Below are 24,622 nucleotides of genomic sequence, written 5' to 3'. Positions count from 1 at the left end.
CTTCACCTCGTTTTCGATCGGTCACTATGTCAACCCTGCGCAACTTTTTCATCATGGCCCTGCTGGGCTTGAGTCTTTCTGTCGGCCCTTTGCATGCAGCCGAACCACCCACCAGCGAATCCGTGCAAGCGAGCCTGGACAAGATTGCCGATCGCAAATTGCCGGAAGCCGATCAAAAAGCCCTGCAAAGCATTCTGCAAGGCACGCTGACCCAACTCGCGAACCAGCGTGATTACGAGCAGAAGCTGGTCGCGCTGAAACAGCAGCTTGCCACCGCGCCAAAACAGAACATCGAAAACCAGCGCGAACTCACTCGGCTCAAGGCCACCAGTGAATTACCGGTGGCGCAGCGTTATGCCAAGGAGTCGATTCAGCAGCTGGAGCAGAAGCTGACTGAGCGCTCGACTCAGCAAAGCGATGTGCAGAAGGCGCTGGCCGAGGCCAACAGCCTCGTCATCACCGCGCAAACTCGTCCCGAGCGTGCTCAAGCGGAGATTTCCACCAGCCAGACGCGGATCCAGCAGATCAATAATCTGCTCAAGGCCGGCAAAGAGAACGGCAAGACCCTGAGCGGCGAGCAACGTGATCAGCTCAACGCCGAGCTTGCAGCCCTCAATGCACTTATTCCGCTGCGTCGCCAGGAACTGGCCGGCAACAGCCAGTTGCAGGATCTGGGCAACAGCCAGCATGACTTGCTCACGGAGAAATCCGATCGCCTGGACAAGGAAATCCAGGAACTGCAGACCCTGATCAATCAGAAGCGTCTGGCGCAGTCTCAGGAAACGGTGACCCAACAGTCCATCGAGGCGCAGAAATCAGGCGGCAGCGCGTTGCTGGCGACCGAAAGCGCGGCGAACCTCAAGCTTTCCGACTATCTGCTCAAAAGCACCGATCGCCTCAACGAAGTCACTCAGCAGAACCTGCAGACCAAGCAACAACTGGACAATGTGACCCAGAGCGATTCCGCCCTGGATGAGCAAATCAACGTGCTCAAGGGCAGCCTGCTGCTCTCCAAAATTCTCTACAAGCAAAAGCAGGCGCTGCCCAAACTCACGGTCGATCGGGATCTGGCGGACCAGATCGCCGACATTCGGCTGTATCAATTCGAAGTCAGCCAGCAACGTGAATTGCTGAGCAACCCGGCGACCTACGTCGATAATCTGCTGGCGGCGCAACCGCCTGAACAAGTCACGCCGCAATTGCGCAAAAGCCTGCTGGAACTGGCCATGACCCGGGCCGACCTGCTGGAGCGGCTCAACCGCGAATTGAGCGCTGTACTCAACGAATCGATCACCCTGCAACTCAATCAGAAGCAACTGCTGAGCACCGCACAAAGCCTGCGCGCGACGCTGGATGAGCAGATGTTCTGGATTCCCAGCAACAAACCGCTCGATCCAGAATGGATGCGCGGCGTGCCAGAGCGCCTGGAACGCCAGGTGACTACACTGCCGTGGGCATCCAGCTTGAGCGAACTGACCGACGGCCTGACCCAACGGCCGTTGCTGTTCCTGCCGTTGGCATTGCTGATTGGCGCATTGCTGTGGCGGCGCAACAGCCTCTACGCCCGCCTGAACAAGATTCACCAGGACATCGGCCACTTCAAACGCGACAGCCAGTGGCACACGCCACAAGCGATTCTGTTCAATATTTTGCTGGCGATGCCGGTTTCCCTGGGCCTTGCCCTGTGCGGCCTCGCCCTGCAAATCGACGCTCGCGGGCAAAACGCCAGCATGGGCGCGGCGCTGCTGCAGATGGCCCAGGCGTGGCTGGTGTTCTACACCGCTTACCGGATCCTGGCGCCGGGCGGCGTTGCGGAGCTGCACTTTCGCTGGGAAAAACCTCAGGTCGAGTTCCTTCAGGGCTGGGTGCGCCGACTCGGGTTGGTGGTAATGGCGCTGGTGGCAGTGGTCGCCGTTGCCGAGTTGCAACCGGCAGCGCTGGCCGATGATGTGCTGGGCATGCCTGTCGTGTTGATCTGCTACGCCTTGATGGCCTGGTTGCTCGGCCGTCTGCTGATCAGCAGCCCGACGCATCAGAATACGTCGCTGTTTCGCAAAGCACTGGGAGTGCTGTTCACCGCGCTGCCCATCGCTTTGTTCGTCGCTGTGTGTTTCGGCTATTACTACACCGCGCTCAAACTCAGTGACCGCCTGATCAACACCCTTTACCTGCTGATGTTCTGGCTAGTCATCGAAGCCACGTTCGTACGCTTCCTCAGCGTTGCGGCACGGCGCCTGGCTTATCAACGGGCACTGACCAAACGTCAGGCGGCGAAAGAGGCCGGCGACGGCGAAGTGGTGATTGAAGAGCCGACGCTGGACATCGAAAAGGTCAACGAACAGTCCCTGCGCCTGATTCGCCTGGCGTTGCTGGGCGGCTTTATCGCCGGTTTGTACTGGGTCTGGTCCGATCTGATTTCAGTGTTCTCGTACCTGGACAACATCACCCTGTACGAATACACCAGCGGCACTGGCGCCAACATGAGCATGGTGCCGATCAGCATCGGCGACATGCTGGGGGCGGTGATCATCATCGGCATCACGTTCGCTTTCGCCCGAAACCTCCCGGGCCTGCTGGAAGTTCTGGTGCTGTCGAAAATGAACCTGGCTCAGGGCAGCGCTTACGCGACGACGACCTTGCTTTCCTACGTCATCGCCGGCGTCGGTTTCGTCTCGACCTTGTCGACCCTCGGCGTCAGCTGGGACAAGCTGCAGTGGCTGGTGGCGGCGCTTTCGGTAGGTCTGGGTTTCGGCATGCAGGAGATTTTCGCCAACTTCATCTCCGGCATCATGATCCTGTTCGAGCGCCCGGTGCGCATCGGTGACACGATCACCATCGGCAACCTGTCGGGCACGGTGAGCAAAATCCGCATCCGCGCCACAACCATTACCGACTTCGACCGCAAAGACATCATTGTCCCGAACAAAACGTTCATTACCGGGCAATTGATCAACTGGTCGCTGACCGACACCGTCACCCGCGTGACGCTCAAGCTCGGTGTGGATTACGGCTCGGACCTGGACCTGGTCAAGGAACTGCTGCTCAAAGCCGCCCGGGAAAATCCGCGGGTCCTCAAGGAACCGGAACCGCTGGTGTACTTCCTCAACTTCGGCGAAAGCACCCTCGATCACGAGTTGCGCATGCACGTGCGTGATCTCGGCGACCGCAACCCGGTGCTCGATGAGGTCAACCGCTTCATCAATCGCGAGTTCAAGAAACAGCACATCAATATTTCTTTCCGGCAAATGGAGGTTTATCTGAAGAACCTTCAAGGTCAGGAATACAAAATGGTGCCCATTGAATCGGAAAAGAAAACCATCGCACCGGTGAAAGATGCCGAGCCTGTGCAAGCGCCGCCGGCCGCCAAGCTCGACTAACCGCGATATCCGCAGCAGAATGCCCAGACATTCTGCTGGAGAAGGCCCTTGAAAGCCCTCGACGAACTGACCTTCGATAACCGCTTCGCCCGCCTCGGCGATGCGTTTTCCGCGCATGTGCTGCCCGAGCCCATCGATAACCCGCGGCTGATCGTGGCCAGCCCCGTTGCCATGGCGCTACTTGATCTCGACCCGGCCGCGGCCGACACCGCAGAGTTCGCCGAGCTGTTCAGCGGTCATAAACTCTGGGCAGAGGCGGTGCCGCGGGCGATGGTCTATTCCGGGCACCAGTTCGGCTCTTACAACCCGCAACTCGGCGACGGTCGCGGCCTGTTATTGGGCGAGGTCTACAATGAGGCCGGGGAACACTGGGACCTGCACCTCAAAGGCGCGGGCCAGACGCCTTTTTCGCGGATGGGCGATGGCCGCGCCGTGTTGCGTTCGTCGATCCGCGAGTTCCTTGCCTCTGAAGCGCTGCATGCACTGAACATCCCGACCACTCGCGCCCTGTGTGTGATCGGTTCCGACACGCCGGTGTGGCGCGAAAAACAGGAACGCGCGGCGATGGTCCTGCGGCTGGCTCCCAGCCACGTGCGCTTCGGCCATTTCGAATATTTCTATTACACCAAACGCCCCGAACAGCAGAAAGAGCTCGGCGACCACGTACTCGCCGCGCATTTTCCGGAATGCCTCGAGCAGCCCGAACCGTACCTGGCCATGTTCCGCCAAATCGTCGAGCGCAATGCCGAACTGATCGCCAAATGGCAGGCCTATGGTTTCTGCCACGGCGTGATGAACACCGATAACATGTCGATCCTGGGCATTACTTTCGATTTCGGCCCGTTTGCCTTTCTTGATGATTTCGATGCGCAGTTCATCTGCAACCATTCCGACGATCAGGGCCGCTATTCTTTCAGCAACCAGGTGCCGATCGGCCAGTGGAATCTCAGCGCGCTCGCCCAGGCGCTGACGCCGTTCATCAGCGTCGAAGCCTTGCGCGAAACGCTTGGCCTGTACCTGCCGTTGTTCCAGGCGCATTACCTTGACCTGATGCGCCGCCGCCTCGGGTTGACCACCGCCGAGGATGACGATCAGGCATTGCTGGAAAGCCTGTTGCAGCTGATGCAGAACAGTGGCGTCGACTACAGCCTGTTCTTCCGCCGGCTCGGTAATGAGTCGCCGGAGCAGGCCATCGCTCGACTGCGCGACGATTTTGTCGACATCAAGGGTTTTGATGCCTGGGGCGCGCTTTATATCGCCCGGGTAGCCCGCGAAGGCGAGCCCGATCAAGAGCGGCGCCGCCTACGGATGCACGCGGTCAACCCGCTGTACATTCTGCGCAACTATCTGGCGCAAAAGGCCATTGATGCGGCGGAAAGTGGCGACTATTCGGAAGTTCGGCGCCTGCATGGGGTGCTGAGCAATCCGTTTGAAGAGCAGCCGGGAATGGAGAGCTACGCCGAACGACCACCGGAGTGGGGCAAGCATCTGGAGATCAGTTGTTCTTCTTGAAATTTTTCAAATAAAGGCATCCACAGAAACGCCAAAGCGCTCGGCCAACCAGCGAATTTGCCGCAGGTTGAGCTGACGCTTGCCGCTCAGAATCTCGGATACTACTGATTGAGGACCGACACCGGGCAGGTCGCTTTGGCTCAGGTGGTGTTCGCGCATCAGGTAGCCGAGAACCGGCGGGTCAGGCAACAAAAGGTGTTGACTGTACAGGCCCCATCGCCGGCAGGATTTCTCCCACAAGGATCAGGCGTTTTCCAGCAGGTTATGCAAATCAACAAACTGCTGAGTCAGCTTGTGCCGCGGATCCAGGTGAATCAGCGGCGTATTGGTCTGGTGCGATTCACGCATGCGCACCGAACTGCCCAGATATACCGGCAATACCGGCAAGCCCTCGGCGATCAGCTCATCGAGGATCTGCTGAGGCAGACTGGCACGCGCCTGGAACTGGTTGACCACAATCCCTTCCACTTCCAGCCCTTCGTTATGGTCTTCCTTCAATTCCTCGATTTCAGCGAGCAGGCCATACAGCGCCTGACGCGAGAAGCTGTCGCAATCGAACGGGATCAGCACGCGATCGGCGGCGATCAAGGCCGACACCGCATAAAAATTCAGCGCCGGGGGCGTATCGAGGTAGATGCGTTCGTAATCTTCGTCCAGCTCCTCCAGCAACTTTCGCAATTTGTTGATCTTGTGTTTCGCCTCAAGCTTGGGTTGCAAGTCGGCCAGCTCGGCGGTCGCGGTGATGACGTGAAGGTTATCGAACGGGGTTTCGTAAATATCGACTTTGTTTTTCTTCGAGAAAGGGCCGGAAGACAGCGTCTGCTTGAAGAAATCGGCAATGCCCATGGGGATGTCATTGCCGGTTAGCCCGGTCAGGTATTGAGTGGAATTGGCCTGGGCATCGAGATCCACCAATAAGGTGCGATAGCCCTCGCTGGCGCTGACCGCCGCCAGATTGCAGGCAATGCTGGATTTGCCCACGCCACCCTTCTGATTGAACACCACACGCCGCATGTCAAAACCTCCGTGTATCAAAGAATTGCCCGAGTGTAGTAGTCCGAAGCGCTGCTTCGCTACCTCGTCGGGATTGGGACTACAGAATCATCGCCAATCTCACACTGCGGAGTTGAAAACTCGACGCATATTTGAGGACCGGAGCCGACAGATTTTCCCGCGGCAATGTGGATAATGGCCAAACGACAGCTCTGCGCAGAACATCCGGTACATTTCGCTGAGCAAAATCTCACCAATATTTGCTACACACCCGCAGCAACGGGATAATGCGCGCCACTCGGCGCCTGGCGCCACGTCAGGGGAATCGCGGCTTGGCGATTCACCACGTCAAGAACAGCCCGCAGGGGCGGGATGAATGCTGTGATCAACTTCAACATCGCCCAATGGCGCGCGTGGGCTCCCGGGTTCGAAAGCGTGGACGATTGGCAGACCTGGAGCCGACAACCGGTCGTGCTTCAGGGCAGCGATGCCGCCCCCGACGTCTCGTTTCTGCCGGCCATGCAACGTCGGCGCCTCAGTCGGCTGGCGCGAATGGCGTTCAGCGTCGGTTGGCCCTTGGCCGATGGTCGACACGACCTACCGTTGGTCTTTATTTCCCGTCACGGCGAAACCCCACGCACCTTCGAAATTTTAAGTGATCTGGCCGCCGATCAGCCGTTGTCGCCCACCCAGTTCAGTCTGTCAGTGCATAACGCCGTAATCGGCCTGTGGTCGATCATGCGCGGCGAAACCAGCGAAATGACTGCCCTCGCCGCTGCCGGCGATGGCCTTGAACATGGCATGCTAGAGGCCGCCGCGCTGCTGAATGAAGGCGCACCGGCCGTCTTGCTGATTGTTACGGAAGAGCAGCCACCCGAAGCCTATTCGGCCTGGATCCATGACGTGCCGTTCCCTTACGCGGTGGCGCTGCTGCTCACCCCGGGCAACGACTGGCAACTGTCGCTGGGCAGTACCGCAGGTGAAGTGCCCTCCGCCCACTGGCCCCATGCCCTGAATCTCTTGCGTACTCTGCTCGGCCAGCAGACCACCTGCCAACATGCCTGGAAAAAGCGCGTATGGACCTGGCAACGCAACCTGTAAACGGAAAAAACCGCGACGCCTATTACTGGCGTCTGCTGGCCACCGCCGCAAGCTTCACCTTGTTCGGGTTGGGCGGGCTGTGCCTGCGTGTGCTGATTTTCCCGCTGCTGAGCTGCTTTCCCGGGGATGCGCAGGCCCATCGCCTGCGAGCACGGCGCACGGTCAGCCGCTGCTTCTGGTTTTTTGTCCAGTTCATGGCCCGCACCGGGGTACTGACTTACGACATTCAAGGCGCGGAAAAACTCGGTCGGCCTGGCCAGATGATCGTTGCCAATCATCCGTCGCTGATCGATGTGGTCTTCCTGATCGGCCTGGTGCGCCACGCCAACTGCGTGGTCAAGCAAAGCCTCTGGGAAAACCCGTTCACTCGCGGCCCACTGCGCTGCACCGAATACATCAGCAACGATGGCAGCATGGACATGCTCGACGCCGCGGCTGACGCGCTGAAAAGCGGCCAGACGCTGATCATTTTTCCCGAGGGCACCCGCACCCAGCCCGGCGAACCGCCGTCCTTTCATCGGGGCGGAGCGGCAATTGCAGTGCGCGGTGCGAACATCCTCACCCCGGTGATCATCAAGGTCAGCCCCACCACCTTGACCAAGGCCGAACCCTGGTATCGGATCCCGAAATGCCGCGTGCACTTCAGTTTTCGTGTCGGGGCCGATATAGACCCACAGGCCTTCGCTGCGCTGGGCCCTGCACCGCAAGCCTCGCGCAAGCTTAATGACTACCTGCATCACTACTACATCAAGGAGCTCGCCGAAGATGAGCGATCTGCACCGTGACATAAAGAAACTCATCATCGACGCTCTGGGGCTCGAAGACATCAGCGCCGACGACATTGGTGACGATCAGGCATTGTTCGGCGACGGCCTGGGGCTGGACTCCGTCGATGCTCTGGAACTCGGCCTGGCGATCCAGAAAAAATACGGCATCAAAATTGATGCGGACGCCAAGGACACGCGTAATCATTTCAGCAACGTGGCGAGCCTTGCGGCATTTGTCACTGCAAAACAGGCAGCTTGAGACCGGACCATGCAAACTCGTGACGACATTTTCAACACCTTGCGCGATGCCCTGGTCGAACTGTTCGAGCTGGAGCCTGAACGTGTGAGCCTGGATTCCAACCTGTATCAGGATCTGGAAATCGACAGCATTGATGCCGTCGACCTGATTGATCACATCAAGCGTCAGACCGGCAAGAAAATCGCTGCCGAAGAATTCAAATCCGTGCGCACGGTCGGCGACGTGGTTGAGGCGGTCTACCGTCTGGTTCAACCCGCCGCATGAGCCGAATGATCGGCCTCGGCCTGCTGCTGGCGGGCCTGCTGTACCCCTTCGCGGTGTATTTCGGCCTGGAACATTTCGCACCGTGGCAGTTTGGTCTGCTGCTGGGCAGCCTGTGGCTGGCTCGCGCGTTGTTCGGGGCGCGGCGCCCGGGCAGCTTGTGGATGGCAATCAGCGCGATCGTTTTCTGCCTGTTGCTGGCCGTGTTCGACAGTCCGCTGTTGCTGCGCTGGTACCCGGTGCTGATCAGCGCATTCATGCTCGGGCTGTTCGGTTTGAGCCTGAAATATGGCCCGCCAATGATCGAACGCCTGGCGCGCTTGCGCGAACCGCGCTTGCCACACAAGGCGATTGTCTACACCCGTCAGGTAACAATCGTCTGGTGTGTGTTTTTCCTGTGTAACGGCCTGCTCGCCGCCGCCCTCACTCTCTGGGCGCCGCTGAGCTGGTGGCTGTTGTACACCGGCCTGATTTCCTACGGACTGATGGGCCTGCTGTTTGCCATTGAATGGCTGATACGACAACGGGTACGAGGCCACCCATGAATTGGATAAAACTTGAGCAACTGTTGCTCAAGGCACAACCGGAGCGTGCCGTGACGGCCGACCCGGCGTTGGATCACGCGCAGCTGTGCGCCAGGGCATTGAGCCTGGCCGCCGGTTTGCAAGCCCAGGGCGTGCAGCGTATTGCCGTGCACCTCGAAGACGCCGCCGACCTGGCAATTGCCTTGCTGGGTGCCTGGCGTGCCGGGGTCAGCGTGCTGCTGCCTGCCGACCTGCAAGCCCGCACGCGCCTGCGCTGGTCAGAAGAAGTCGATCTTTGGCTGACCGATCAGGCTGATGACGCGCAGGTGAGTGATTACCTGCATCCCCCATTGCCGGCGACCGCGCTCGATCTGGATCGCTGCGTCCTGAGTTTGTGTACCTCCGGTTCCAGCGGCGAGCCCAAGCGCATCGACAAAACAGTGCGCCAATTGGCCAACGAGGTCGAAGCGCTGGAGCAGTTGTGGGGCGCAGACCTCGGCAACGCCTGCGTCATCGGCAGTGTTGCGAGCCAGCACATTTACGGCCTGCTGTTTCGGGTAGTGTGGCCGCTGTGCGCCGGGCGGCCGTTCGTGCGCAAGCAACTGGCTTTCCCGGAAGATCTGCAACGCGCCAGCCGCGACCATCCGGCATTCGCCTGGGTCGCCAGCCCGGCGCTGCTCAAACGCATGGGCGAAAACCTCGACTGGCCAGCGTTGAGCGCAGTCAGCCGGGTCTTTTCTTCCGGCGGAGCCCTACCGCTCGAGGCGGCGCAGGGTCTTCATCAGCGCCTGCAGCAATGGCCGACGGAAATCCTTGGCAGCTCTGAAACCGGTGGCATTGCCTGGCGCCAGGGCGATGAACTCTGGCAACCCTTCGCCGGTGTTGAATTGAGCCAGGATGCCGACGGCGCGCTGCTGATCGCTTCGCCTTACTTGCCGTCCGGGCATGTCGAGCACACAGCGGACGCCGCGCGCATCGAGGCTGATGGCCGTTTCCAGTTGCTGGGAAGGCTCGACCGAATCGTCAAACTGGAAGAAAAACGAATCTCGCTGCCCATGCTGGAACAGGCGCTGATGGATCATGAATGGGTCGCTGAAGCGCGTCTGGGCGTGGTTCGGGAAAATCGCGCCTCGCTCGGGGCCGTACTGGTGCTGAGCGAGTCAGGCCTGCACGCTCTGCGCAACCAGGGGCGACGCACCGTTACCGAGGATTTGCGGCAGCACTTGCGCCAGCACTGTGAGGCCCTTGCCTTGCCGCGACGCTGGCGCCTGCTGCGGCAGCTGCCGTTGAACGCTCAAGGCAAACTGCCTCAGGCCGAGATCGAAGCCCTGCTGCTGGCACCTCGCCCGCAAACACCGCAAGTGCTGCAACAGGTTGAAGCCGAGGGCGAATGGAACCTGCACATCGCCGTGCCGCCAGACCTTGCATACTTCAGCGGACATTTCCCGCAGACGCCAGTATTGCCCGGCGTGGTTCAGGTGGATTGGGCGCTGAACCTGGCTCAGCGACTGATGGAGCTACCCGGGAAGTTTGCCGGCATGGAAGTTTTGAAATTCCAGCAACTGGTGCGCCCCGGTGATGAAATCCATCTGCACCTGCGCTTCGACGCCAGCCGCAACAAGCTGTATTTCTCATACCGTAACGAAACGGCCACCTGTTCCAGCGGACGAATTTTACTGGAGAACGCCCGTGGCTGAGTCGAGAGCGTTTGTAGCAGCTGCCGAAGGCTGCGTCCGGGCGCGAAGCGGTCGTCATTCGGCGCTCGCCGTATGTCGAAATAATCAGCGTGGTCTCGAGGCGAGCGCTGCGCACTCGGACCCAGGCTTCGCCAGCTGCTACACGGGCGGGGCGGAACGTTATGCATAAGCCCTGCGCCATCGTGCCGGTTTACAACCACGAAACCGCGATTACCCGCGTTGTGGAGGCGCTGATCACCTGCGGCCTGCCGTGCATTCTGGTGGACGATGCCAGCGATCAACCCTGCGCCAGGGTGCTGGACCAACTGGCGGCGCGCGAGGGCGTCCATTTGATCCGTCTCGCTGCCAATCAGGGCAAGGGCGGCGCCGTCATGACCGGCCTGCGCGAAGCTTCGCGCCTGGGCTTCAGTCATGCCTTGCAGGTCGACGCCGACGGTCAGCACGATCTGCAGGGTGTGGCCGCCTTCATCGAACAATCCCGCGCGCATCCGGCTTCCGTGATTTGCGGCTATCCGCAATACGATGCCAGCGTGCCGAAAGGCCGTTTGTACGCACGGTACCTGACCCATGTGATGGTCTGGATCAACACCTTGTCGCTGCAGATCCGCGATTCCATGTGCGGCTTCCGCGTTTACCCGCTGCCCCCCACGCTCGCGCTGATCGACACCGCCAAAATTGGCAAACGCATGGACTTCGACTCCGACATTCTGGTGCGTCTGGCATGGCGCAACCAGCCGATGCACTGGCTGCCGACCAAGGTTCACTACCCGCTGGACGGGGTTTCGCATTTCCGGATGTTCCACGACAACGTACTGATTTCCAGTATGCACACGCGCCTGTTCTTCGGCATGTTGCTGCGGGCACCGGCCATCCTCTGGCGGCGGTGGCGAACATGAGCGGCGAGAGCGATAAAAAGCACTGGGCGGACCGTCAGGAGCGTGGCAGTTTCTGGCTGATGAAATTCACCGCGACCGCCGCCAAAGTGCTCGGTCGTCGACTCTTGAGTCCGCTGCTGTACGCCATCGTCCTGTACTTTTTTCTGTTTGGCCGCAGTGCCCGCCACAGCGCCTGGCAATACCAGCAACGGCTTGCCGACTGGAGTGGCCGCAGTGAATTGCGCCCGACCCACTGGCGCGTATTCGGCCAGTTCATGGCATTTGCGGACTCGATGCTCGACAAACTCGACGTGTGGAATGGCAAGTTGAGCATCGGGCAGATCGAAATCGTCGACCCGGCGCTTCTGCGTAATCAGCTGCGCGGCAGCCGCGGGCAATTGCTGGTGGGCGCGCATCTGGGCAATCTCGAGGTCTGCCGCGCGCTGGCCGAGATCGGCGAACAAGTCACCATGAACGTGCTGGTGCACACCAAGCACGCCGAGCAGTTCAACCGCCTTTTGGGCGAAGCCGGCGCAACCAATCTGCGATTGATTCAGGTCAGCGAACTGGACCCGCTGATCATGCTGCAATTGCATGAGCGCCTGGAGCGTGGCGAATGGCTGGCGATTGCCGGGGATCGTGTGCCGTTGCACGGTGGGCGCAGCGTAACGGTGGATTTCCTCGGTCATCCGGCGGCGTTCCCGCAAGGCCCATGGTTGTTGGCGGGACTGCTCAAGTGCCGGGTGAATCTGCTGCTGTGCCTGAAGAAACCGACAGGCGCGTATCGACTGACCCTGGAGCCATTCGCCGACGCCGTGGTGTGGAAGCGCAGCGACCGCGAGCAGGTCATTCATCAGTGGACCTCCCGCTACGCCGAACGCCTGGGCCACTATTGCCTGGAAGCGCCTCAACAATGGTTCAACTTTTACCCTTTCTGGAAGACCGATGACGACGCCAACGCTTGAGCCGGTAACCTTCGGCGAACTCCCTTTGCGCATCGAAGACGTGCTGGCCGCAGCCAACCGTCAGGTGCCAACGCAGTTGCAATGCGACGCCGTGTACCGCGAGCGCATCGCCAAGGGCGCACGCTTTCTTGATTCCCTGCTGGACAAGGAAGGCGTGATTTATGGCGTGACCACCGGTTATGGCGATTCCTGCGTGGTCGCCGTGCCGCTGCACCACGTCGAAGCGTTGCCACGTCACCTCTACACATTCCACGGCTGCGGCCTGGGTAAATTGCTTGATGCTCAGGCGACTCGTGCGGTGCTCGCCGCGCGTTTGCAGTCGCTGTGCCACGGCGTGTCCGGGGTGCGCGTCGAACTGCTGGAACGCCTTCAGGCCTTCCTGCACCACGACATCCTGCCGCTGATCCCGGAAGAAGGCTCGGTGGGCGCCAGCGGTGATCTGACGCCTCTGTCGTATGTTGCCGCAACACTGTCCGGCGAGCGTGAAGTGGTGTTTCGCGGTGAGCGTCGCCAAGCGGCGGACGTCCATCGCGAACTGGGCTGGCAACCACTGGTGCTGCGTCCCAAAGAAGCGCTGGCGTTGATGAACGGCACTGCGGTGATGACCGGCCTGGCGTGCCTCGCTTTCGCGCGTGCCGATTACCTGCTGCAACTGGCCACGCGCATCACTGCGCTGAACGTCGTCGCTTTGCAGGGCAACCCGGAGCACTTCGACGAGCGACTGTTCGCCGCCAAACCTCATCCGGGCCAGATGCAGGTCGCCGCCTGGTTGCGCAAGGACCTGGCGATCGATGCGCCCACCGCGCCGCTGCATCGCCTGCAGGACCGCTATTCCCTGCGTTGCGCGCCCCACGTCCTCGGTGTACTGGCCGACAGCCTGAACTGGCTGCGCTCGTTCATCGAGATCGAGCTCAACAGCGCCAACGACAACCCGATCATCGACGCCGAAGCCGAACGCGTGCTGCACGGCGGGCATTTCTACGGCGGCCACATCGCGTTCGCCATGGACAGCCTGAAAAACCTGGTGGCCAACGTCGCCGACCTGCTCGACCGTCAACTCGCCTTGCTGGTGGACGAACGCTACAACCATGGCTTGCCGAGCAATTTGTCCGGCGCCACCGCAGATCGCGCGATGCTCAACCACGGTTTCAAAGCCGTGCAGATCGGCACCAGCGCCTGGACCGCCGAAGCGTTGAAAAATACCCTGCCGGCCAGCGTGTTCTCGCGCTCCACCGAATGTCACAACCAGGACAAGGTGAGCATGGGCACCATCGCCGCCCGCGATGCGATTCGTGTGCTGGAGCTGACCGAACAGGTCGCTGCCGCCACCCTGCTTGCGGCTAATCAGGGCGTGTGGCTGCGCAGCAAGGCCGAGAATGCGCGCCCGCTGCCGCCCGCGCTTGCAGCCATGCACGAGGAGCTGGCCAGGGACTTCCCGCCGGTCATTGAAGATCGCGCTCTGGAAGGCGAATTGCGCCTGTGCCTGAAACGAATCGCCGAGCAACACTGGAGGCTGCATGCGTAGCAAGGGAGTGCTTCATGTCGATACGGAAATCCTCGTGCCGTTTTTCGACGTCGACACCATGAATGTCGTGTGGCATGGCCATTACGTCAAATACCTCGAAATTGCCCGCTGTGCGTTGCTGGACAGGATCGGCCACAACTACACCGCGATGGTCGACTCGGGTTATGCCTGGCCGGTGATCGACCTGCAACTGCGTTATGTGCGCGGCGCCGTCTTCGGGCAGAAGCTCAACGTGCGGGCCAATCTGGTGGAGTGGGAGAGCCGTCTGAAAATCAATTATCTGATCAGCGACCAGCAAACCGGCGAACGGTTGACTCGCGCTTGCACCGTGCAAGTCGCCGTCGAGATGAGCAGCCGCGAAATGCAATTGGCCTCGCCGAAGGTCTTCACCGATGCTGTTGAAAGGGCGCTGCCATGATTTTCTGTTACCCCCGTTCTCCTGTGGGAGCGAGCTTGCTCGCGAAAAACGTCCGGGCAGCGCGCTCACTCAGGCAGCACGCGTTATCGTTGACGTCCATCGCGAGCAAGCTCGCTCCTACAGCGCTGTGCATGTTGCTGGGCATTCCAGGCCTGGCACAGGCATTCGATCTGCAACAACTCAGTGATCAATTGGCCAGACCCGAGGTCATCCACGGCAACTTCACTCAGGAAAAACACCTGCGCGCGCTGCCCAAGCCGCTGACCAGCACGGGCACGTTTGTGCTGTCGAAACAGCATGGCCTGCTGTGGCTGCTGAAAACGCCTTTGCAGCAGGACTACCGCATCAACGCCAAAGGCATCGCCCGCCGTGACGCCAATGGCTGGCAGATGTTGCCGGGCAAAAGTGCCGGCGCTGAGCAAAACCGTTTGTTCCTCGCGGTGCTGCAGGGCGACAGCAGCGGGTTGCAGCGCGACTTCGCGCTGTCGTTGAACGGCAGTGCACAGGACTGGCAGCTCACGCTGATCCCGCGTTCGCTGCTGCTCAAGCAAGTGTTCAATCAGATCAACATCGCCGGGGGCGATCTTGTGCGCAGCATCGAACTGCTCGAAACCCAGGGCGACAGCACACTGCTGCGCATGCAGGACAGCACCAGCGCGCAACCGTTGAGCGATACGGAGAAACATGACTTTGCCGAGTGAACGGATGCTCCCACGGCTGTTTTTGATCCTGCTGCTGGCGGTGCTCGCGCTGGCTGGCTGGCAATGGCGTGACGGTGCCCCGTTGTCGGCCAACCTGATGGAACTGGTGCCGGGCACCGCGCCGGACGCACTGGAACTGCGCGCCGAACAGCGCATGCAAGAACCGTTGAATCGGGAAATGCTGGTGCTGGTCGGTCATGCCGATCGCCAGCAAGCAGTGGCCATGGCGCAGAAACTCGGCGAGAAATGGCAAGCCAGCGGCGTGTTTGAAAAGATCCAGTGGAACCTGCAAGCAGACTTGCCGGCGCTGCGCACACAATTGCTACAGGGGCGGCTGGCGATGCTGGCGGCGGAGGATCGCCAGCAACTCATCGAACATCCCGACACGTTCATTCAGCAACGGGTGCAATCGCTATTCGATCCGTTCAGCGGTTTTGGCCTGGTGCCCAGCCAGGACGACTGGCTGGGCCTGACCGGGCGAATCCAGAGTAGCCAGCCGCAACACGGTACGGTGCAGCTGGACATCGGCAGCGGCGCACTGATCGCCGATGCCGAGGGCAAGAGCTGGGTATTGCTGCGCGCCAAGACCACCGGCGACGCGTTCGACATGAACCTGCCGCTGCGCGTTGCCGATCTGCTCGAGCAAGCCCGCGCGGACGCGGCAAAGTCGGACGTGCAACTGCTGGCTGCCAGCGGCTTGCTGTACGCGGCGGCCGGTCAACAACAGGCCACCCGCGAAATGACCTGGGTCGGCGGCGGTGCCACGATCGGGGTTCTGCTACTGCTGGTGCTGGCGTTCCGGCGCTGGCGGGTATTGCTCGCGTTTGTGCCCGTACTGGTCGGCATGCTGTTCGGCGCCGTGGCTTGCGTGGCGCTGTTCGGCCACATGCACGTGATGACCCTGGTGCTGGGTTCGAGCCTGATCGGTGTCGCCGTCGACTACCCGCTGCACTACCTGTCCAAGAGTTGGAGCCTGAAACCCTGGCACAGCTGGCCGGCACTGCGCCTGACGTTACCCGGCCTGACGCTGAGCCTGATCACCAGTTGCATCGGTTACCTGGCGCTGGCGTGGACACCCTTCCCGGCGCTCACGCAAATCGCCATATTTTCCGCCGCCGGCCTGATCGGCGCTTACCTGTCGGCAGTGTGCCTGTTGCCAGCGCTGCTTAAAGGCGTGGACCTGCGTCCGGCACAATGGCCGCTGCAGATATCCGAGTGCCTGCTGGGTATTCGCGAAGCCCTGCTCAAGCGCATCAGCACGCCGGCGTTACTGACGATGCTGATCGCTTTCTGCGTCGGCGGCGTGCTGCAGCTCGACAGCAAAAACGACATTCGTCAGTGGGTCGGTGCACCGCAGCAACTGACCGACGAAGCGCAGACCATCGCACGCGTCACCGGCTACCAACCCACCAGCCAGTTTTTTCTGGTGCGAGCCACCGATCAGCAGCAATTGCTCGAACGCTTGAGTGCCTTGAGCGAGCGACTGGACCAACTGGTCAATCTGGAAAAGCTGCAGGGCTACCTGTCACTCGATCAACTGGTCAATCAGCCAAGCGAACAACACGCCGTGCGTGAGGCGCTGAAAAAATTGCCGCAATTCTGGCAGCCGTTGCTCGACCTCGGCGTACCGGCCGCTGCGCTGCAAACTGAATTGTCGAACTTGCAAGCGCTGCCCGCCGAAGACATCGACGGCGCGCTGATCGGTCCTCTGGCCGAACCGTATCGCGCGCTGTGGTTGGGCGCGAATGAAGATGGCGTGGCGGCGATGGTCAGCCTGCAAGGCCTCAATAATCCCGCGCTGCTGCGGGTGCAGGCGCTGGATCTGCCGGGCGTGAAACTGGTGGATCGCCTGGATGAATTGAACGCAGTATTTGCCCAGACGCAGATCAGCGCCGCTGAACTGAAACTGGCCTCGTGCGTGCTGATCGTGCTGGTGCTGGTCCTGCCATTCGGCTGGGGGGGTGCCCTGCGAATCGTCACCCTGCCGCTGTTGGCGGCTTTGTGCAGCCTCGCCAGCCTTGGCTGGCTTGGGCAGCCGCTGACGTTGTTCAGCCTGTTCGGCCTGCTGCTGGTGACGGCGATCAGCGTCGACTACGCGATCCTCATGCGCGAACAGGTCGGCGGCGCCGCAGTGAGCTTGCTGGGCACCTTGCTCGCGGCACTGACGACGTGGCTGTCGTTTGGTTTGCTGGCGGTGTCGAGCACGCCGGCGGTGAGCAACTTCGGCCTGTCAGTGAGCCTGGGCCTTGCCTTCAGTTTCATGCTGGCGCCGTGGGCCGGGCGTCAGGTGCATGCCGCCACTGTCGCGGAGCCCGCCGCATGATGGTCATTTTGTTCTGGGTAATGGCATGGGTGCTTTTTGCCGTGGCGACTCGCGTTGGTCGACATTTCGGCTTGATCCCGATCGTCAGCCAGTTGCTGCTGGCGACGCTCGGTTTGCCGCTGTTGATGTATTTCTGGATCGAACCCCAGTGGCAACTGAGCGGCGCTGCACTGGTCGCGCCGATCTGGCTGAAAAGCTTCTACAGCCTGAGTTTCGCGCTGTTGCTGGGCTACATTCTCAGCGACGTGATCGATCTGCGTCTGGATCGCCAGAGCCTCAAAATTGCCCTGCCCAGTTTTTGCGTGCCTTTCGCCTGCGGTCTGGCGACGGCGATCTGGTTGCTGCCGCCGCAGCCGTGGATCAGTTCGCTGGCGGTCGGATTGCTGTTCGCTATTACTGCAATTCCGGTGTTGTACCTGTACCTGTTGCACATCGGTTATCCAGCCGCCGCCACCCGCCGACTGGTGCAAACCGCAATCCTCATCGACCTGACGTGCTGGACGCTGTTTGCGTTCGCTCAGGGCAGCCTGCACCTGGGCAGTCTGCTGTTGCCATTGGCCTGCGCGTGCGTGCCTGTGCTGTTGCGGATAATCGGCTTGCGCCAGCCGCGGCTGTACAGTGGATGTTTCTTCGCGCTGCTGGTGGTGGCAGAGCACTACAAACTGAATGCGTTGATCGTGGGCATCGGCTATTTGCTGTGCATGGCGGCGTTGAAAATACCGCTGGTGCTGCCGATCCCGGCCGTCTGGATGAATCGTTTGCAGAGCTGGATCGCGATCCCGTTGATCCTGACGTTCGGCATCGTCCAGATCAACGTCCACAGCGCCATGGACAGCCTGAACTCGCTGCAGTTGGCGGCGCTGTTGCTGCTGCCGATTGCCAGCAAATTGCTCGGCAACTGGCTGGGTCTGGGTTGGGCCGGCGCATCGTTTGCAGGCGCCAGTCGCTGGCGTGAAAGTGTGCTGCTGAATATTCGCGGTTTGAGCGAGATCGTCTTCCTCAACCTGCTGCTGCAACAACAACTCATCAGCCCACCGCTGTATTTTGCGCTGATGCTGATGGGCCTGATCGCCACACTGCTGCCGGCACTCGCCGGCATGCACCGCATCCCTTTGAAAACTGCCATACCGGCAAGGAGCCCCCATGCCAACCGTTGAAATGGAACGTCGTCAGGTAGTCGTCATCGGTGCCGGCCCGTCCGGGGCCATTGCCGCTGCGCTGCTCAAACGCAAGGGGCACGACGTGCTGGTGATCGAACGTCAGCATTTCCCGAGGTTCTCGATCGGCGAAAGCCTGCTCTCGCATTGCCTGGACTTCGTCGAAGAAGCCGGCATGCTCGAAGCGGTCAACGCCGCCGGTTTCCAGCTGAAAACCGGCGCCGCGTTCGCCTGGGGCGAGCAGTACAGCGCCTTCGATTTCGGTGACACCTTCAGCAACGGCAAGCCAACCACTTTTCAGGTCCAGCGGGCCGATTTCGATAAATTGCTGGCGGATCAGGCGGCGCTGCAGGGCGTTGAAATTCGCTATGGCGAAGCGATCGTCAGCGTCGACATCGAGCAAGCGAAACCGCAACTCGGCGTGCTCCGCGAGGATGGCAGCGAGTACCGCATCGAGGCTGACTTCATGCTCGACGCCAGCGGGTACGGCCGGGTCCTCCCGCGTTTGCTCGACCTTGAAGCACCGTCGAATTTTCCGGTGCGCCAGGCGGTGTTCACTCACGTCGAAGACCACATCGACCACCCGACCTTCGACCGCACGAAAATCCTCGTCACCACTCACCCGACCCAACGCGATGTGTGGTTCTGGACGATCCCGTTCAGCGATGGCCGGTGCTCGGTGGGCGTGGTCGCGGCGGCAGAACACTTCGAAGGTCGCAGCGATAATCTGGATGAGTGCCTGCGCGGTTTCATCGCCGAAACGCCAAGCTTGTCCGGCGTGCTGGACAACGCGGTGTGGGATACCCCGGCGCGCACCATCGGCGGCTACTCGGCCAACGTCAAAACCCTGCACGGTCCGGGATTTGCGCTGCTGGGCAATGCGGCGGAATTTCTCGACCCGGTGTTCTCGTCCGGCGTGACCATCGCCATGCGTTCGGCGAGCATGGCCGCCGGTGTGCTGCACCGCCAATTGCAAGGCGAACGTGTCGACTGGCAGACCGAGTTCGCCCAACCGCTCAAGCGCGGCGTCGACACGTTCCGCTGCTACGTCGAAGGCTGGTACGCCGGGACGTTTCAGGACGTGATCTATCATGCCGGCGGCTCGGCAGAGATTCGCCGCATGATCTGCTCGATCCTGGCCGGTTACGCCTGGGATGAACGCAATCCGTTTGTCAGCGAAGCCAAGCGCCGGCTGCGCATGCTCTCGGAAATCTGCGCGAGTGATGCGTCGTGAGCTACCTGAGCGATAACTACGTTGAAGAGACCCGCTTCGGTTTCTGGTTCCTGCGCAGCCACACGTGGCAGCACCATGTGTTGCGCGTAGCGATCAACGATTTGCGCAGCCTGTTCAGCGAACCTTTGCCTGCACATCCAGTATTGCTGGATGCCGGTTGCGGTCAGGGCAAATCGTTCCAGTACTTGCGCCAGACTTTCGCGCCCCAGCGCCTGATCGGCGTCGATGCCGACCCGCACAGCCTGGCGTTGAGCGGCGAAGAAGCGGCTCGGCAGGGCATGCACGTGGAGCTGATCGGCAGCGACTGCGCGACGCTTGCGGTGCCGGATGCCAGCGTGGATTTGCTGTTCTGCCACCAGACATTTCATCATCTGGTAGAGCAGGAAAAAGCACTGACGGAGTTTTACCGCGTGCTCAAGCCGGGCGGTTATCTGCTGTTCGCCGAATCCACCGAGGCCTACATTGATACGTGGGTGATCCGCTGGTTGTTCCGTCATCCGATGCAGGTGCAGAAGAGCGCCGCGGGATACCTGGAAATGATCCGCCGCGAGGGTTTCGAGTTCGAGCCGCAGAACGTGTCGTATCCATACTTGTGGTGGAGCCGCGCCAAGGATTTCGGCCTGCTTGAACGTTTGGGTCTGCGCCGACCGAAGCCTTTTGGCCAACGGCAGGAAACCCTGGTCAATGTCGTGGCGCGCAAGCCGTTGGAAGGTGTCGAGTGATGTCAGGTGCCAACAACCTCTGTGGGAGCGAGCTTGCTCGCGATAGCGGCGTGTCAGTCGATACGTGTGCCGGACTTGCCGCCGTCATCGCGAGCAAGCTCGCTCCCACAGAGTATGGGGTGATCCCGCGATTGTTGCTTTTTGCCATGGCATTGCTCCTCAGCGCCTGCGCCAGCCAGGCGCCGCTGCCTGAGCGGACGCCGAATCTGCCGTTGCCGCAGCAGCTGCACATCCAGCGCATCGAGGGCGATCAGCGTCAGGACTGGGTGTTGGTGATTGCACGTGAAGGGCAGGCGATTCGCTGGTCGATGATGGACCTGCTGGGCATTCCGCAGGCGCGGCAGAAACTGATCGACGGCGAATGGCAGGCCGACGGTTTGCTGCCACCCAATCCCGAAGCCCGGGAGCTGTTCGCGGCGATAGTGTTCGCGCTGACACCCCAGGATCAATTGCGCGGCAACTATCGCGCTGCATGGCAGCGCGGCGCGCAGCGTTCCCTGCCCGGGCACTGGGATGTGCGTTACTCCCAGCCGTCGAGTTTTCAATTGAACCTGTCCAAAGGTCCGCATTATTTAGTCTCGCCCCTGAGCGGTGAAATGCCATGACTGCCTACCTCAACGCCCTCGGCGTCATTTGTGCGCTGGGCCGCGACAAGCAGGAAGTCGCGCGTAACCTGTTCGCCGGCGATTGCTCGGGCATGCGCAGCGAGACCGGCTGGGTGCCGGAACGCTCATTGCCGGTGGCCGCCGTGCGCGGCGAACTGGCGACGATTCCGGCAGAATTGGCCAACCAGAACAGCCGCAACAATCAGTTGCTGCTGGAAGCCGCATTGCAGATTCGCGATGACATCGAGCGAGCAATCCAGACTTATGGTCGCGACCGTATCGGCGTGATTCTCGGCACCAGTACTTCGGGTATCGACGAAGCCAGCCGCGGGCTCGCTCACTACATCCGTGAGCAGCAGTTCCCGGCCGATTATAACTATCAGCAACAGGAACTGGGCGCGCCGGCGAACTTTCTCGCTGACTGGCTGCAACTGAGCGGCCCGGCCTACGTGATTTCCACCGCCTGCACCTCCAGTGCGCGGGCGCTGATGAGCGCTCAGCGCCTGCTGGACCTGGGCGTGTGCGATGCGGTGCTATGCGGCGGTGTGGACAGTTTGTGCAAGCTCACGCTCAATGGTTTCTCCGCCCTGGAAGCAGTGTCAGAGCAACGCTGCAACCCGTTCTCGGCGAACCGTAACGGGATCAATATCGGCGAAGCCGCGGTGCTTTTCCTGATGACCAAACGCGCAGGCGACGGCTCACCGATCGCCCTGCTGGGCGGCGGCGCCAGCTCCGACGCTCATCACATTTCCGCTCCGGAGCCGACCGGCCGCGGTGCGCTGCAAGCGATGCGCAAAGCCTTGAGCCGCGCCAGCCTGCTACCTGAGCACATTGATTATCTGAACCTGCATGGCACGGCTACTCCGCACAACGACGCCATGGAAAGCCTCGCGGTCTCGACGCTGTTCCCGGCCGGTGTGCCGTGTTCGTCGAGCAAACCGATGACCGGTCATACCCTCGGTGCGGCGGGTGCGCTGGAAGCGGCTTTTTGCTGGCTGAGCCTGAGCGCCGCCAATCCGGAACACGCACTGGCGCCGCATGTCTGGGACGGCCAGCCCGATCCTGACCTGCCGGCCCTGAAGTGGGTGACCCCGGCCGATCGTCTGGCGTCCATTGCACCTCGCTATCTGATGAGCAACTCGTTCGCTTTCGGTGGCAACAACGTCAGCCTGATTATCGGAGACGCCCCATGATTGACTGGCCGCTCGCCGAGTTGCTGCCCCACGCTGGCGACATGATCCTCATCGAGCAGATCCTGTCGTTCGATGACGAGCAAATTCACACTCGCCTCACGGTCAAGCCCGGTGGCTTGTTCAACCGCCCCGACGGCAGCCTGCCGGCCTGGGTCGGCATCGAGTTGATGGCGCAGAGCGTGGCCGCGTACGCCGGCTGCCATGCACGCCAGCGTGGCGATGCGGTGGCGCTTGGGTTTCTGCTTGGCACGCGAAAATTCGAATGCAACGTCGAGCACTTTCCCGTCGGCAGCGAGTTGACCATTCACGGTATTCGCTCGCTGGAAGACGACAACGGCATGGGCGTTTTCGAATGCCATCTCACTGCACCCGGCATTCACGCCAGCGCGCGTCTGAACGTGTATCGACCGCCGCAGGCTGTCCAATATCTTGATGAATCCAAAGGAATCCAGTCATGACTGAGTCCGTATTGGTCACCGGTTCCAGCCGTGGCATCGGCCGCGCCATCGCCTTGCGTCTGGCCCGGGCCGGGCACGACATCGTGCTGCATTGCCGTAGCGGTCTGGCAGATGCCGCCGCCGTGCAGGGCGAAATCCAGGCACTGGGGCGCAACGCGCGGGTCCTGCAATTCGACGTGTCCGACCGTGCCAACTGCAAAGCCATTCTCGAAGCCGATGTTGAAGCACATGGCGCCTACTACGGCGTGGTGCTCAACGCCGGCCTGACCCGTGATGGTGCTTTTCCGGCACTGAGCGAGGATGACTGGGACGTGGTGATGCGCACCAACCTCGACGGTTTTTATAACGTGCTGCACCCGGTGATGATGCCGATGATTCGTCGTCGCGCTGCCGGGCGGATTGTCTGCATCACCTCGGTGTCCGGCCTGATCGGCAACCGCGGGCAGGTCAACTACAGCGCTTCGAAAGCGGGGCTGATCGGTGCGGCGAAAGCGTTGGCGATCGAACTGGGCAAGCGCAAGATTACCGTTAACTGCGTCGCACCCGGGCTGATCGACACGGCGATGCTCGATGAAAACGTGCCGGTGGAGGAACTGATGAAAATGATCCCCGCGCAACGCATGGGCACGCCTGAAGAGGTGGCCGGTGCAGTCAATTTTCTGATGTCGGCGGAAGCGTCTTACATCACCCGGCAGGTTCTGGCCGTCAACGGAGGCCTGTGCTGATGAAGCGCGTAGTCGTCACCGGCATGGCCGGCATCACCTCACTGGGCAGCGACTGGAAAACCATCGCCGGTCACTTCGCGGCCAACCGCAGCGGCATTCGGCGGATGGACGAGTGGGATCGTTTTACCGAACTCAACACACGTCTGGCCGGGCCGATCGATGATTTCAAGGTGCCGAGTCACTGGACTCGCAAGCAACTGCGCAGCATGGGCCGCGTCTCGCGCCTGGCCGTGGGTGCGGCCGAGCGGGCGCTGGCCGACGCCGGCCTGCTCGGCGACGAATCGATCAAGGACGGGCGCATGGGCGTCGCGTGCGGTTCGTCTACCGGCAGCACGGACGAAATCAAGGCGTTCGGCAACATGCTGCTCAACTCGGTGGCCGAAGGCTTGAACGCCAACTCCTACGTGCGCATGATGCCGCACACCACCGCAGCGAATATCAGCATATTCTTCGGCCTCACCGGCCGGCTGATCCCGACATCCAGCGCCTGCACCAGCGGCAGCCAGGGCATCGGTTACGCGTATGAGTCGATCAAGTTTGGCCGGCTACCGCTCATGCTTGCGGGCGGCGCGGAAGAGCTGTGTCCCACCGAAGCCATGGTCTTCGACGCGCTCTACGCCACCAGCCTGAAAAACGATGCGCCACAGACATCGCCTCGCCCTTACGACAGCGGTCGCGATGGCCTGGTGATCGGTGAAGGCGGCGGCATGCTGGTGCTCGAAGAGCTCGAACACGCACTGGCACGTGGCGCGCATATTCATGCCGAACTCGTCGGTTTTGGCAGCAATGCCGACGGTCAGCACACCACGCGCCCGGAGCAGGTGACCATGCGCCGGGCGATGGAACTGGCGTTGGAAGATGCCGGTTTGCAACCATCGGATATTGGCTACGTGAACGGCCATGGTACAGCGACCGAACAAGGCGACATCGCTGAAACGCTGGCCACCAGTGCGTTGTTCGGCGAGCACATGCCGATCAGTTCGCAGAAGAGTTTTCTCGGCCACACGCTGGGCGCCTGCGGTGCGCTGGAATCCTGGTTCAGCATTGAAATGATGAATCGCGATCTGTACGTGCACACCTTCAATCTCGACGACGTCGATCCGCACTGCGGCAAGCTTGATTATTTGCGCGGCGAGTTCCGGCAGATGAGCAATCAATACGTCATGAACAACAACTTTGCCTTCGGCGGCGTCAACACTTCGCTGATCTTCCGTCGCTGGTCGTAACCTG

The 24,622-nt window shown here is 61.1% G+C and carries 23 protein-coding genes and 1 pseudogene; 22 read left to right on the top strand and 2 right to left on the bottom strand.

The genetic code is table 11. From position 1 onward, the window contains the following. Nucleotides 1-26 precede the first annotated feature (26 nt). Both mscK and selO read left to right on the top strand, forming a co-directional pair. Nucleotides 27-3,377 carry a mechanosensitive channel MscK gene (gene mscK / locus ACYZT1_RS02805; protein ID WP_462017569.1) on the top strand — a complete coding sequence of 1,117 codons (3,351 nt, stop codon included), beginning with the start codon at nt 27-29 and terminating at the stop codon, nt 3,375-3,377. A gap of 48 nt (nt 3,378-3,425) precedes the next feature. After that, on the top strand, nt 3,426-4,889 hold the full coding sequence (selO, locus tag ACYZT1_RS02800; protein WP_462017568.1) for a protein adenylyltransferase SelO: 1,464 nt from the start codon (nt 3,426-3,428) through the stop codon (nt 4,887-4,889). Nucleotides 4,890-4,895: 6 nt separating this feature from the next. Here the strand turns inward: selO and ACYZT1_RS02795 are convergent. Together ACYZT1_RS02795 and ACYZT1_RS02790 are read right to left on the bottom strand one after the other, a co-directional pair. Further along, nucleotides 4,896-5,063 (bottom strand): annotated as a pseudogene (locus ACYZT1_RS02795) (helix-turn-helix domain-containing protein); the annotation flags it as partial. A gap of 69 nt (nt 5,064-5,132) precedes the next feature. Beyond that, nucleotides 5,133-5,903, bottom strand: coding sequence for a ParA family protein (locus ACYZT1_RS02790; protein ID WP_462017567.1), 771 nt, complete (start codon nt 5,901-5,903; stop codon nt 5,133-5,135). A gap of 351 nt (nt 5,904-6,254) precedes the next feature. Here ACYZT1_RS02790 and ACYZT1_RS02785 point away from each other — a divergent pair, with 351 nt between their 5' ends. From ACYZT1_RS02785 to ACYZT1_RS02690, 20 genes are all read left to right on the top strand, one after another. Then, a complete protein-coding gene (locus ACYZT1_RS02785; protein ID WP_462017566.1) occupies nt 6,255-6,983 on the top strand; it encodes a beta-ketoacyl synthase chain length factor in 729 nt (242 codons plus the stop codon). Next, nucleotides 6,959-7,768 carry a lysophospholipid acyltransferase family protein gene (locus ACYZT1_RS02780; protein WP_462017565.1) on the top strand — a complete coding sequence of 270 codons (810 nt, stop codon included), beginning with the start codon at nt 6,959-6,961 and terminating at the stop codon, nt 7,766-7,768. The genes ACYZT1_RS02785 and ACYZT1_RS02780 overlap by 25 nt, the downstream gene beginning before the upstream one ends. After that, complete coding sequence (locus ACYZT1_RS02775; RefSeq protein ID WP_462017564.1) at nt 7,749-8,009, top strand: phosphopantetheine-binding protein; 261 nt, start codon at nt 7,749-7,751, stop codon at nt 8,007-8,009. The genes ACYZT1_RS02780 and ACYZT1_RS02775 overlap by 20 nt, the downstream gene beginning before the upstream one ends. A 9-nt stretch (nt 8,010-8,018) precedes the next feature. Next, a complete protein-coding gene (locus ACYZT1_RS02770) occupies nt 8,019-8,273 on the top strand; it encodes an acyl carrier protein (protein WP_462017563.1) in 255 nt (84 codons plus the stop codon). After that, nucleotides 8,270-8,815: a COG4648 family protein gene (locus ACYZT1_RS02765; RefSeq protein ID WP_462017562.1), complete on the top strand. Its 546-nt coding sequence runs from the start codon at nt 8,270-8,272 to the stop codon at nt 8,813-8,815. Before ACYZT1_RS02770 ends, ACYZT1_RS02765 begins: the two co-directional genes overlap by 4 nt. Beyond that, nucleotides 8,812-10,491 carry an AMP-binding protein gene (locus ACYZT1_RS02760; RefSeq protein ID WP_462017561.1) on the top strand — a complete coding sequence of 560 codons (1,680 nt, stop codon included), beginning with the start codon at nt 8,812-8,814 and terminating at the stop codon, nt 10,489-10,491. The genes ACYZT1_RS02765 and ACYZT1_RS02760 overlap by 4 nt, the downstream gene beginning before the upstream one ends. Before the next feature lie 161 nt (nt 10,492-10,652). Next, nucleotides 10,653-11,387 carry a glycosyltransferase family 2 protein gene (locus ACYZT1_RS02755; RefSeq protein WP_462017560.1) on the top strand — a complete coding sequence of 245 codons (735 nt, stop codon included), beginning with the start codon at nt 10,653-10,655 and terminating at the stop codon, nt 11,385-11,387. Then, the gene (locus ACYZT1_RS02750; protein ID WP_462017559.1) at nt 11,384-12,331 is read left to right on the top strand and encodes an LpxL/LpxP family acyltransferase; all 948 of its coding nucleotides are present in this window, start codon (nt 11,384-11,386) and stop codon (nt 12,329-12,331) included. The genes ACYZT1_RS02755 and ACYZT1_RS02750 overlap by 4 nt, the downstream gene beginning before the upstream one ends. Then, nucleotides 12,312-13,856: an HAL/PAL/TAL family ammonia-lyase gene (locus ACYZT1_RS02745; RefSeq protein ID WP_462017558.1), complete on the top strand. Its 1,545-nt coding sequence runs from the start codon at nt 12,312-12,314 to the stop codon at nt 13,854-13,856. The genes ACYZT1_RS02750 and ACYZT1_RS02745 overlap by 20 nt, the downstream gene beginning before the upstream one ends. Next, a complete protein-coding gene (locus ACYZT1_RS02740) occupies nt 13,849-14,274 on the top strand; it encodes an acyl-CoA thioesterase (RefSeq protein ID WP_462017557.1) in 426 nt (141 codons plus the stop codon). Before ACYZT1_RS02745 ends, ACYZT1_RS02740 begins: the two co-directional genes overlap by 8 nt. Then, complete coding sequence (locus ACYZT1_RS02735) at nt 14,271-14,975, top strand: outer membrane lipoprotein carrier protein LolA (RefSeq protein ID WP_462017556.1); 705 nt, start codon at nt 14,271-14,273, stop codon at nt 14,973-14,975. Before ACYZT1_RS02740 ends, ACYZT1_RS02735 begins: the two co-directional genes overlap by 4 nt. Further along, on the top strand, nt 14,959-17,298 hold the full coding sequence (locus ACYZT1_RS02730) for an MMPL family transporter (protein WP_462017555.1): 2,340 nt from the start codon (nt 14,959-14,961) through the stop codon (nt 17,296-17,298). The genes ACYZT1_RS02735 and ACYZT1_RS02730 overlap by 17 nt, the downstream gene beginning before the upstream one ends. Next, nucleotides 17,295-18,455 (top strand): sodium:proton antiporter, encoded by a 1,161-nt coding sequence (locus ACYZT1_RS02725; protein WP_462017554.1) that lies wholly within the window; start codon nt 17,295-17,297, stop codon nt 18,453-18,455. The genes ACYZT1_RS02730 and ACYZT1_RS02725 overlap by 4 nt, the downstream gene beginning before the upstream one ends. Further along, the gene (locus ACYZT1_RS02720) at nt 18,442-19,689 is read left to right on the top strand and encodes an NAD(P)/FAD-dependent oxidoreductase (protein ID WP_462017553.1); all 1,248 of its coding nucleotides are present in this window, start codon (nt 18,442-18,444) and stop codon (nt 19,687-19,689) included. Before ACYZT1_RS02725 ends, ACYZT1_RS02720 begins: the two co-directional genes overlap by 14 nt. Then, entirely contained in the window at nt 19,686-20,411 is a 726-nt protein-coding gene (locus tag ACYZT1_RS02715; protein ID WP_462017552.1) for a class I SAM-dependent methyltransferase, read from the top strand. Before ACYZT1_RS02720 ends, ACYZT1_RS02715 begins: the two co-directional genes overlap by 4 nt. Continuing rightward, nucleotides 20,411-21,016 (top strand): hypothetical protein, encoded by a 606-nt coding sequence (locus tag ACYZT1_RS02710; protein ID WP_462017551.1) that lies wholly within the window; start codon nt 20,411-20,413, stop codon nt 21,014-21,016. The genes ACYZT1_RS02715 and ACYZT1_RS02710 overlap by 1 nt, the downstream gene beginning before the upstream one ends. Next, nucleotides 21,013-22,209, top strand: a complete 1,197-nt coding sequence (locus ACYZT1_RS02705) for a beta-ketoacyl-[acyl-carrier-protein] synthase family protein (RefSeq protein WP_462017550.1) — start codon at nt 21,013-21,015, stop codon at nt 22,207-22,209. The genes ACYZT1_RS02710 and ACYZT1_RS02705 overlap by 4 nt, the downstream gene beginning before the upstream one ends. Next, complete coding sequence (locus ACYZT1_RS02700) at nt 22,206-22,667, top strand: hotdog family protein (protein ID WP_462017549.1); 462 nt, start codon at nt 22,206-22,208, stop codon at nt 22,665-22,667. Before ACYZT1_RS02705 ends, ACYZT1_RS02700 begins: the two co-directional genes overlap by 4 nt. Next, nucleotides 22,664-23,392 carry a 3-oxoacyl-ACP reductase FabG gene (gene fabG / locus ACYZT1_RS02695; RefSeq protein WP_462017548.1) on the top strand — a complete coding sequence of 243 codons (729 nt, stop codon included), beginning with the start codon at nt 22,664-22,666 and terminating at the stop codon, nt 23,390-23,392. The genes ACYZT1_RS02700 and fabG overlap by 4 nt, the downstream gene beginning before the upstream one ends. Continuing rightward, entirely contained in the window at nt 23,392-24,618 is a 1,227-nt protein-coding gene (locus ACYZT1_RS02690) for a beta-ketoacyl-ACP synthase (protein WP_462017547.1), read from the top strand. Before fabG ends, ACYZT1_RS02690 begins: the two co-directional genes overlap by 1 nt. The last annotated feature ends 4 nt before the right edge of the window (nt 24,619-24,622 follow it).

Source organism: Pseudomonas sp. PB3P13 (assembly GCF_054897735.1).
This window is presented reverse-complemented; position numbering and strand designations above follow the sequence as displayed.

Coding starts and splice junctions, on each gene's coding strand:
- mscK (WP_462017569.1), top strand. CDS start 27: ATGTCAACCCTGCGCAACTTTTTCATCATGGCCCTGCTGGGCTTGAGT.
- ACYZT1_RS02790 (WP_462017567.1), bottom strand. CDS start 5,903: ATGCGGCGTGTGGTGTTCAATCAGAAGGGTGGCGTGGGCAAATCCAGC.
- ACYZT1_RS02785 (WP_462017566.1), top strand. CDS start 6,255: ATGAATGCTGTGATCAACTTCAACATCGCCCAATGGCGCGCGTGGGCT.
- ACYZT1_RS02780 (WP_462017565.1), top strand. CDS start 6,959: ATGGACCTGGCAACGCAACCTGTAAACGGAAAAAACCGCGACGCCTAT.
- ACYZT1_RS02775 (WP_462017564.1), top strand. CDS start 7,749: ATGAGCGATCTGCACCGTGACATAAAGAAACTCATCATCGACGCTCTG.
- ACYZT1_RS02770 (WP_462017563.1), top strand. CDS start 8,019: ATGCAAACTCGTGACGACATTTTCAACACCTTGCGCGATGCCCTGGTC.
- ACYZT1_RS02765 (WP_462017562.1), top strand. CDS start 8,270: ATGAGCCGAATGATCGGCCTCGGCCTGCTGCTGGCGGGCCTGCTGTAC.
- ACYZT1_RS02760 (WP_462017561.1), top strand. CDS start 8,812: ATGAATTGGATAAAACTTGAGCAACTGTTGCTCAAGGCACAACCGGAG.
- ACYZT1_RS02755 (WP_462017560.1), top strand. CDS start 10,653: ATGCATAAGCCCTGCGCCATCGTGCCGGTTTACAACCACGAAACCGCG.
- ACYZT1_RS02750 (WP_462017559.1), top strand. CDS start 11,384: ATGAGCGGCGAGAGCGATAAAAAGCACTGGGCGGACCGTCAGGAGCGT.
- ACYZT1_RS02745 (WP_462017558.1), top strand. CDS start 12,312: ATGACGACGCCAACGCTTGAGCCGGTAACCTTCGGCGAACTCCCTTTG.
- ACYZT1_RS02740 (WP_462017557.1), top strand. CDS start 13,849: ATGCGTAGCAAGGGAGTGCTTCATGTCGATACGGAAATCCTCGTGCCG.
- ACYZT1_RS02735 (WP_462017556.1), top strand. CDS start 14,271: ATGATTTTCTGTTACCCCCGTTCTCCTGTGGGAGCGAGCTTGCTCGCG.
- ACYZT1_RS02730 (WP_462017555.1), top strand. CDS start 14,959: ATGACTTTGCCGAGTGAACGGATGCTCCCACGGCTGTTTTTGATCCTG.
- ACYZT1_RS02725 (WP_462017554.1), top strand. CDS start 17,295: ATGATGGTCATTTTGTTCTGGGTAATGGCATGGGTGCTTTTTGCCGTG.
- ACYZT1_RS02720 (WP_462017553.1), top strand. CDS start 18,442: ATGCCAACCGTTGAAATGGAACGTCGTCAGGTAGTCGTCATCGGTGCC.
- ACYZT1_RS02710 (WP_462017551.1), top strand. CDS start 20,411: ATGTCAGGTGCCAACAACCTCTGTGGGAGCGAGCTTGCTCGCGATAGC.
- ACYZT1_RS02705 (WP_462017550.1), top strand. CDS start 21,013: ATGACTGCCTACCTCAACGCCCTCGGCGTCATTTGTGCGCTGGGCCGC.
- ACYZT1_RS02700 (WP_462017549.1), top strand. CDS start 22,206: ATGATTGACTGGCCGCTCGCCGAGTTGCTGCCCCACGCTGGCGACATG.
- fabG (WP_462017548.1), top strand. CDS start 22,664: ATGACTGAGTCCGTATTGGTCACCGGTTCCAGCCGTGGCATCGGCCGC.
- ACYZT1_RS02690 (WP_462017547.1), top strand. CDS start 23,392: ATGAAGCGCGTAGTCGTCACCGGCATGGCCGGCATCACCTCACTGGGC.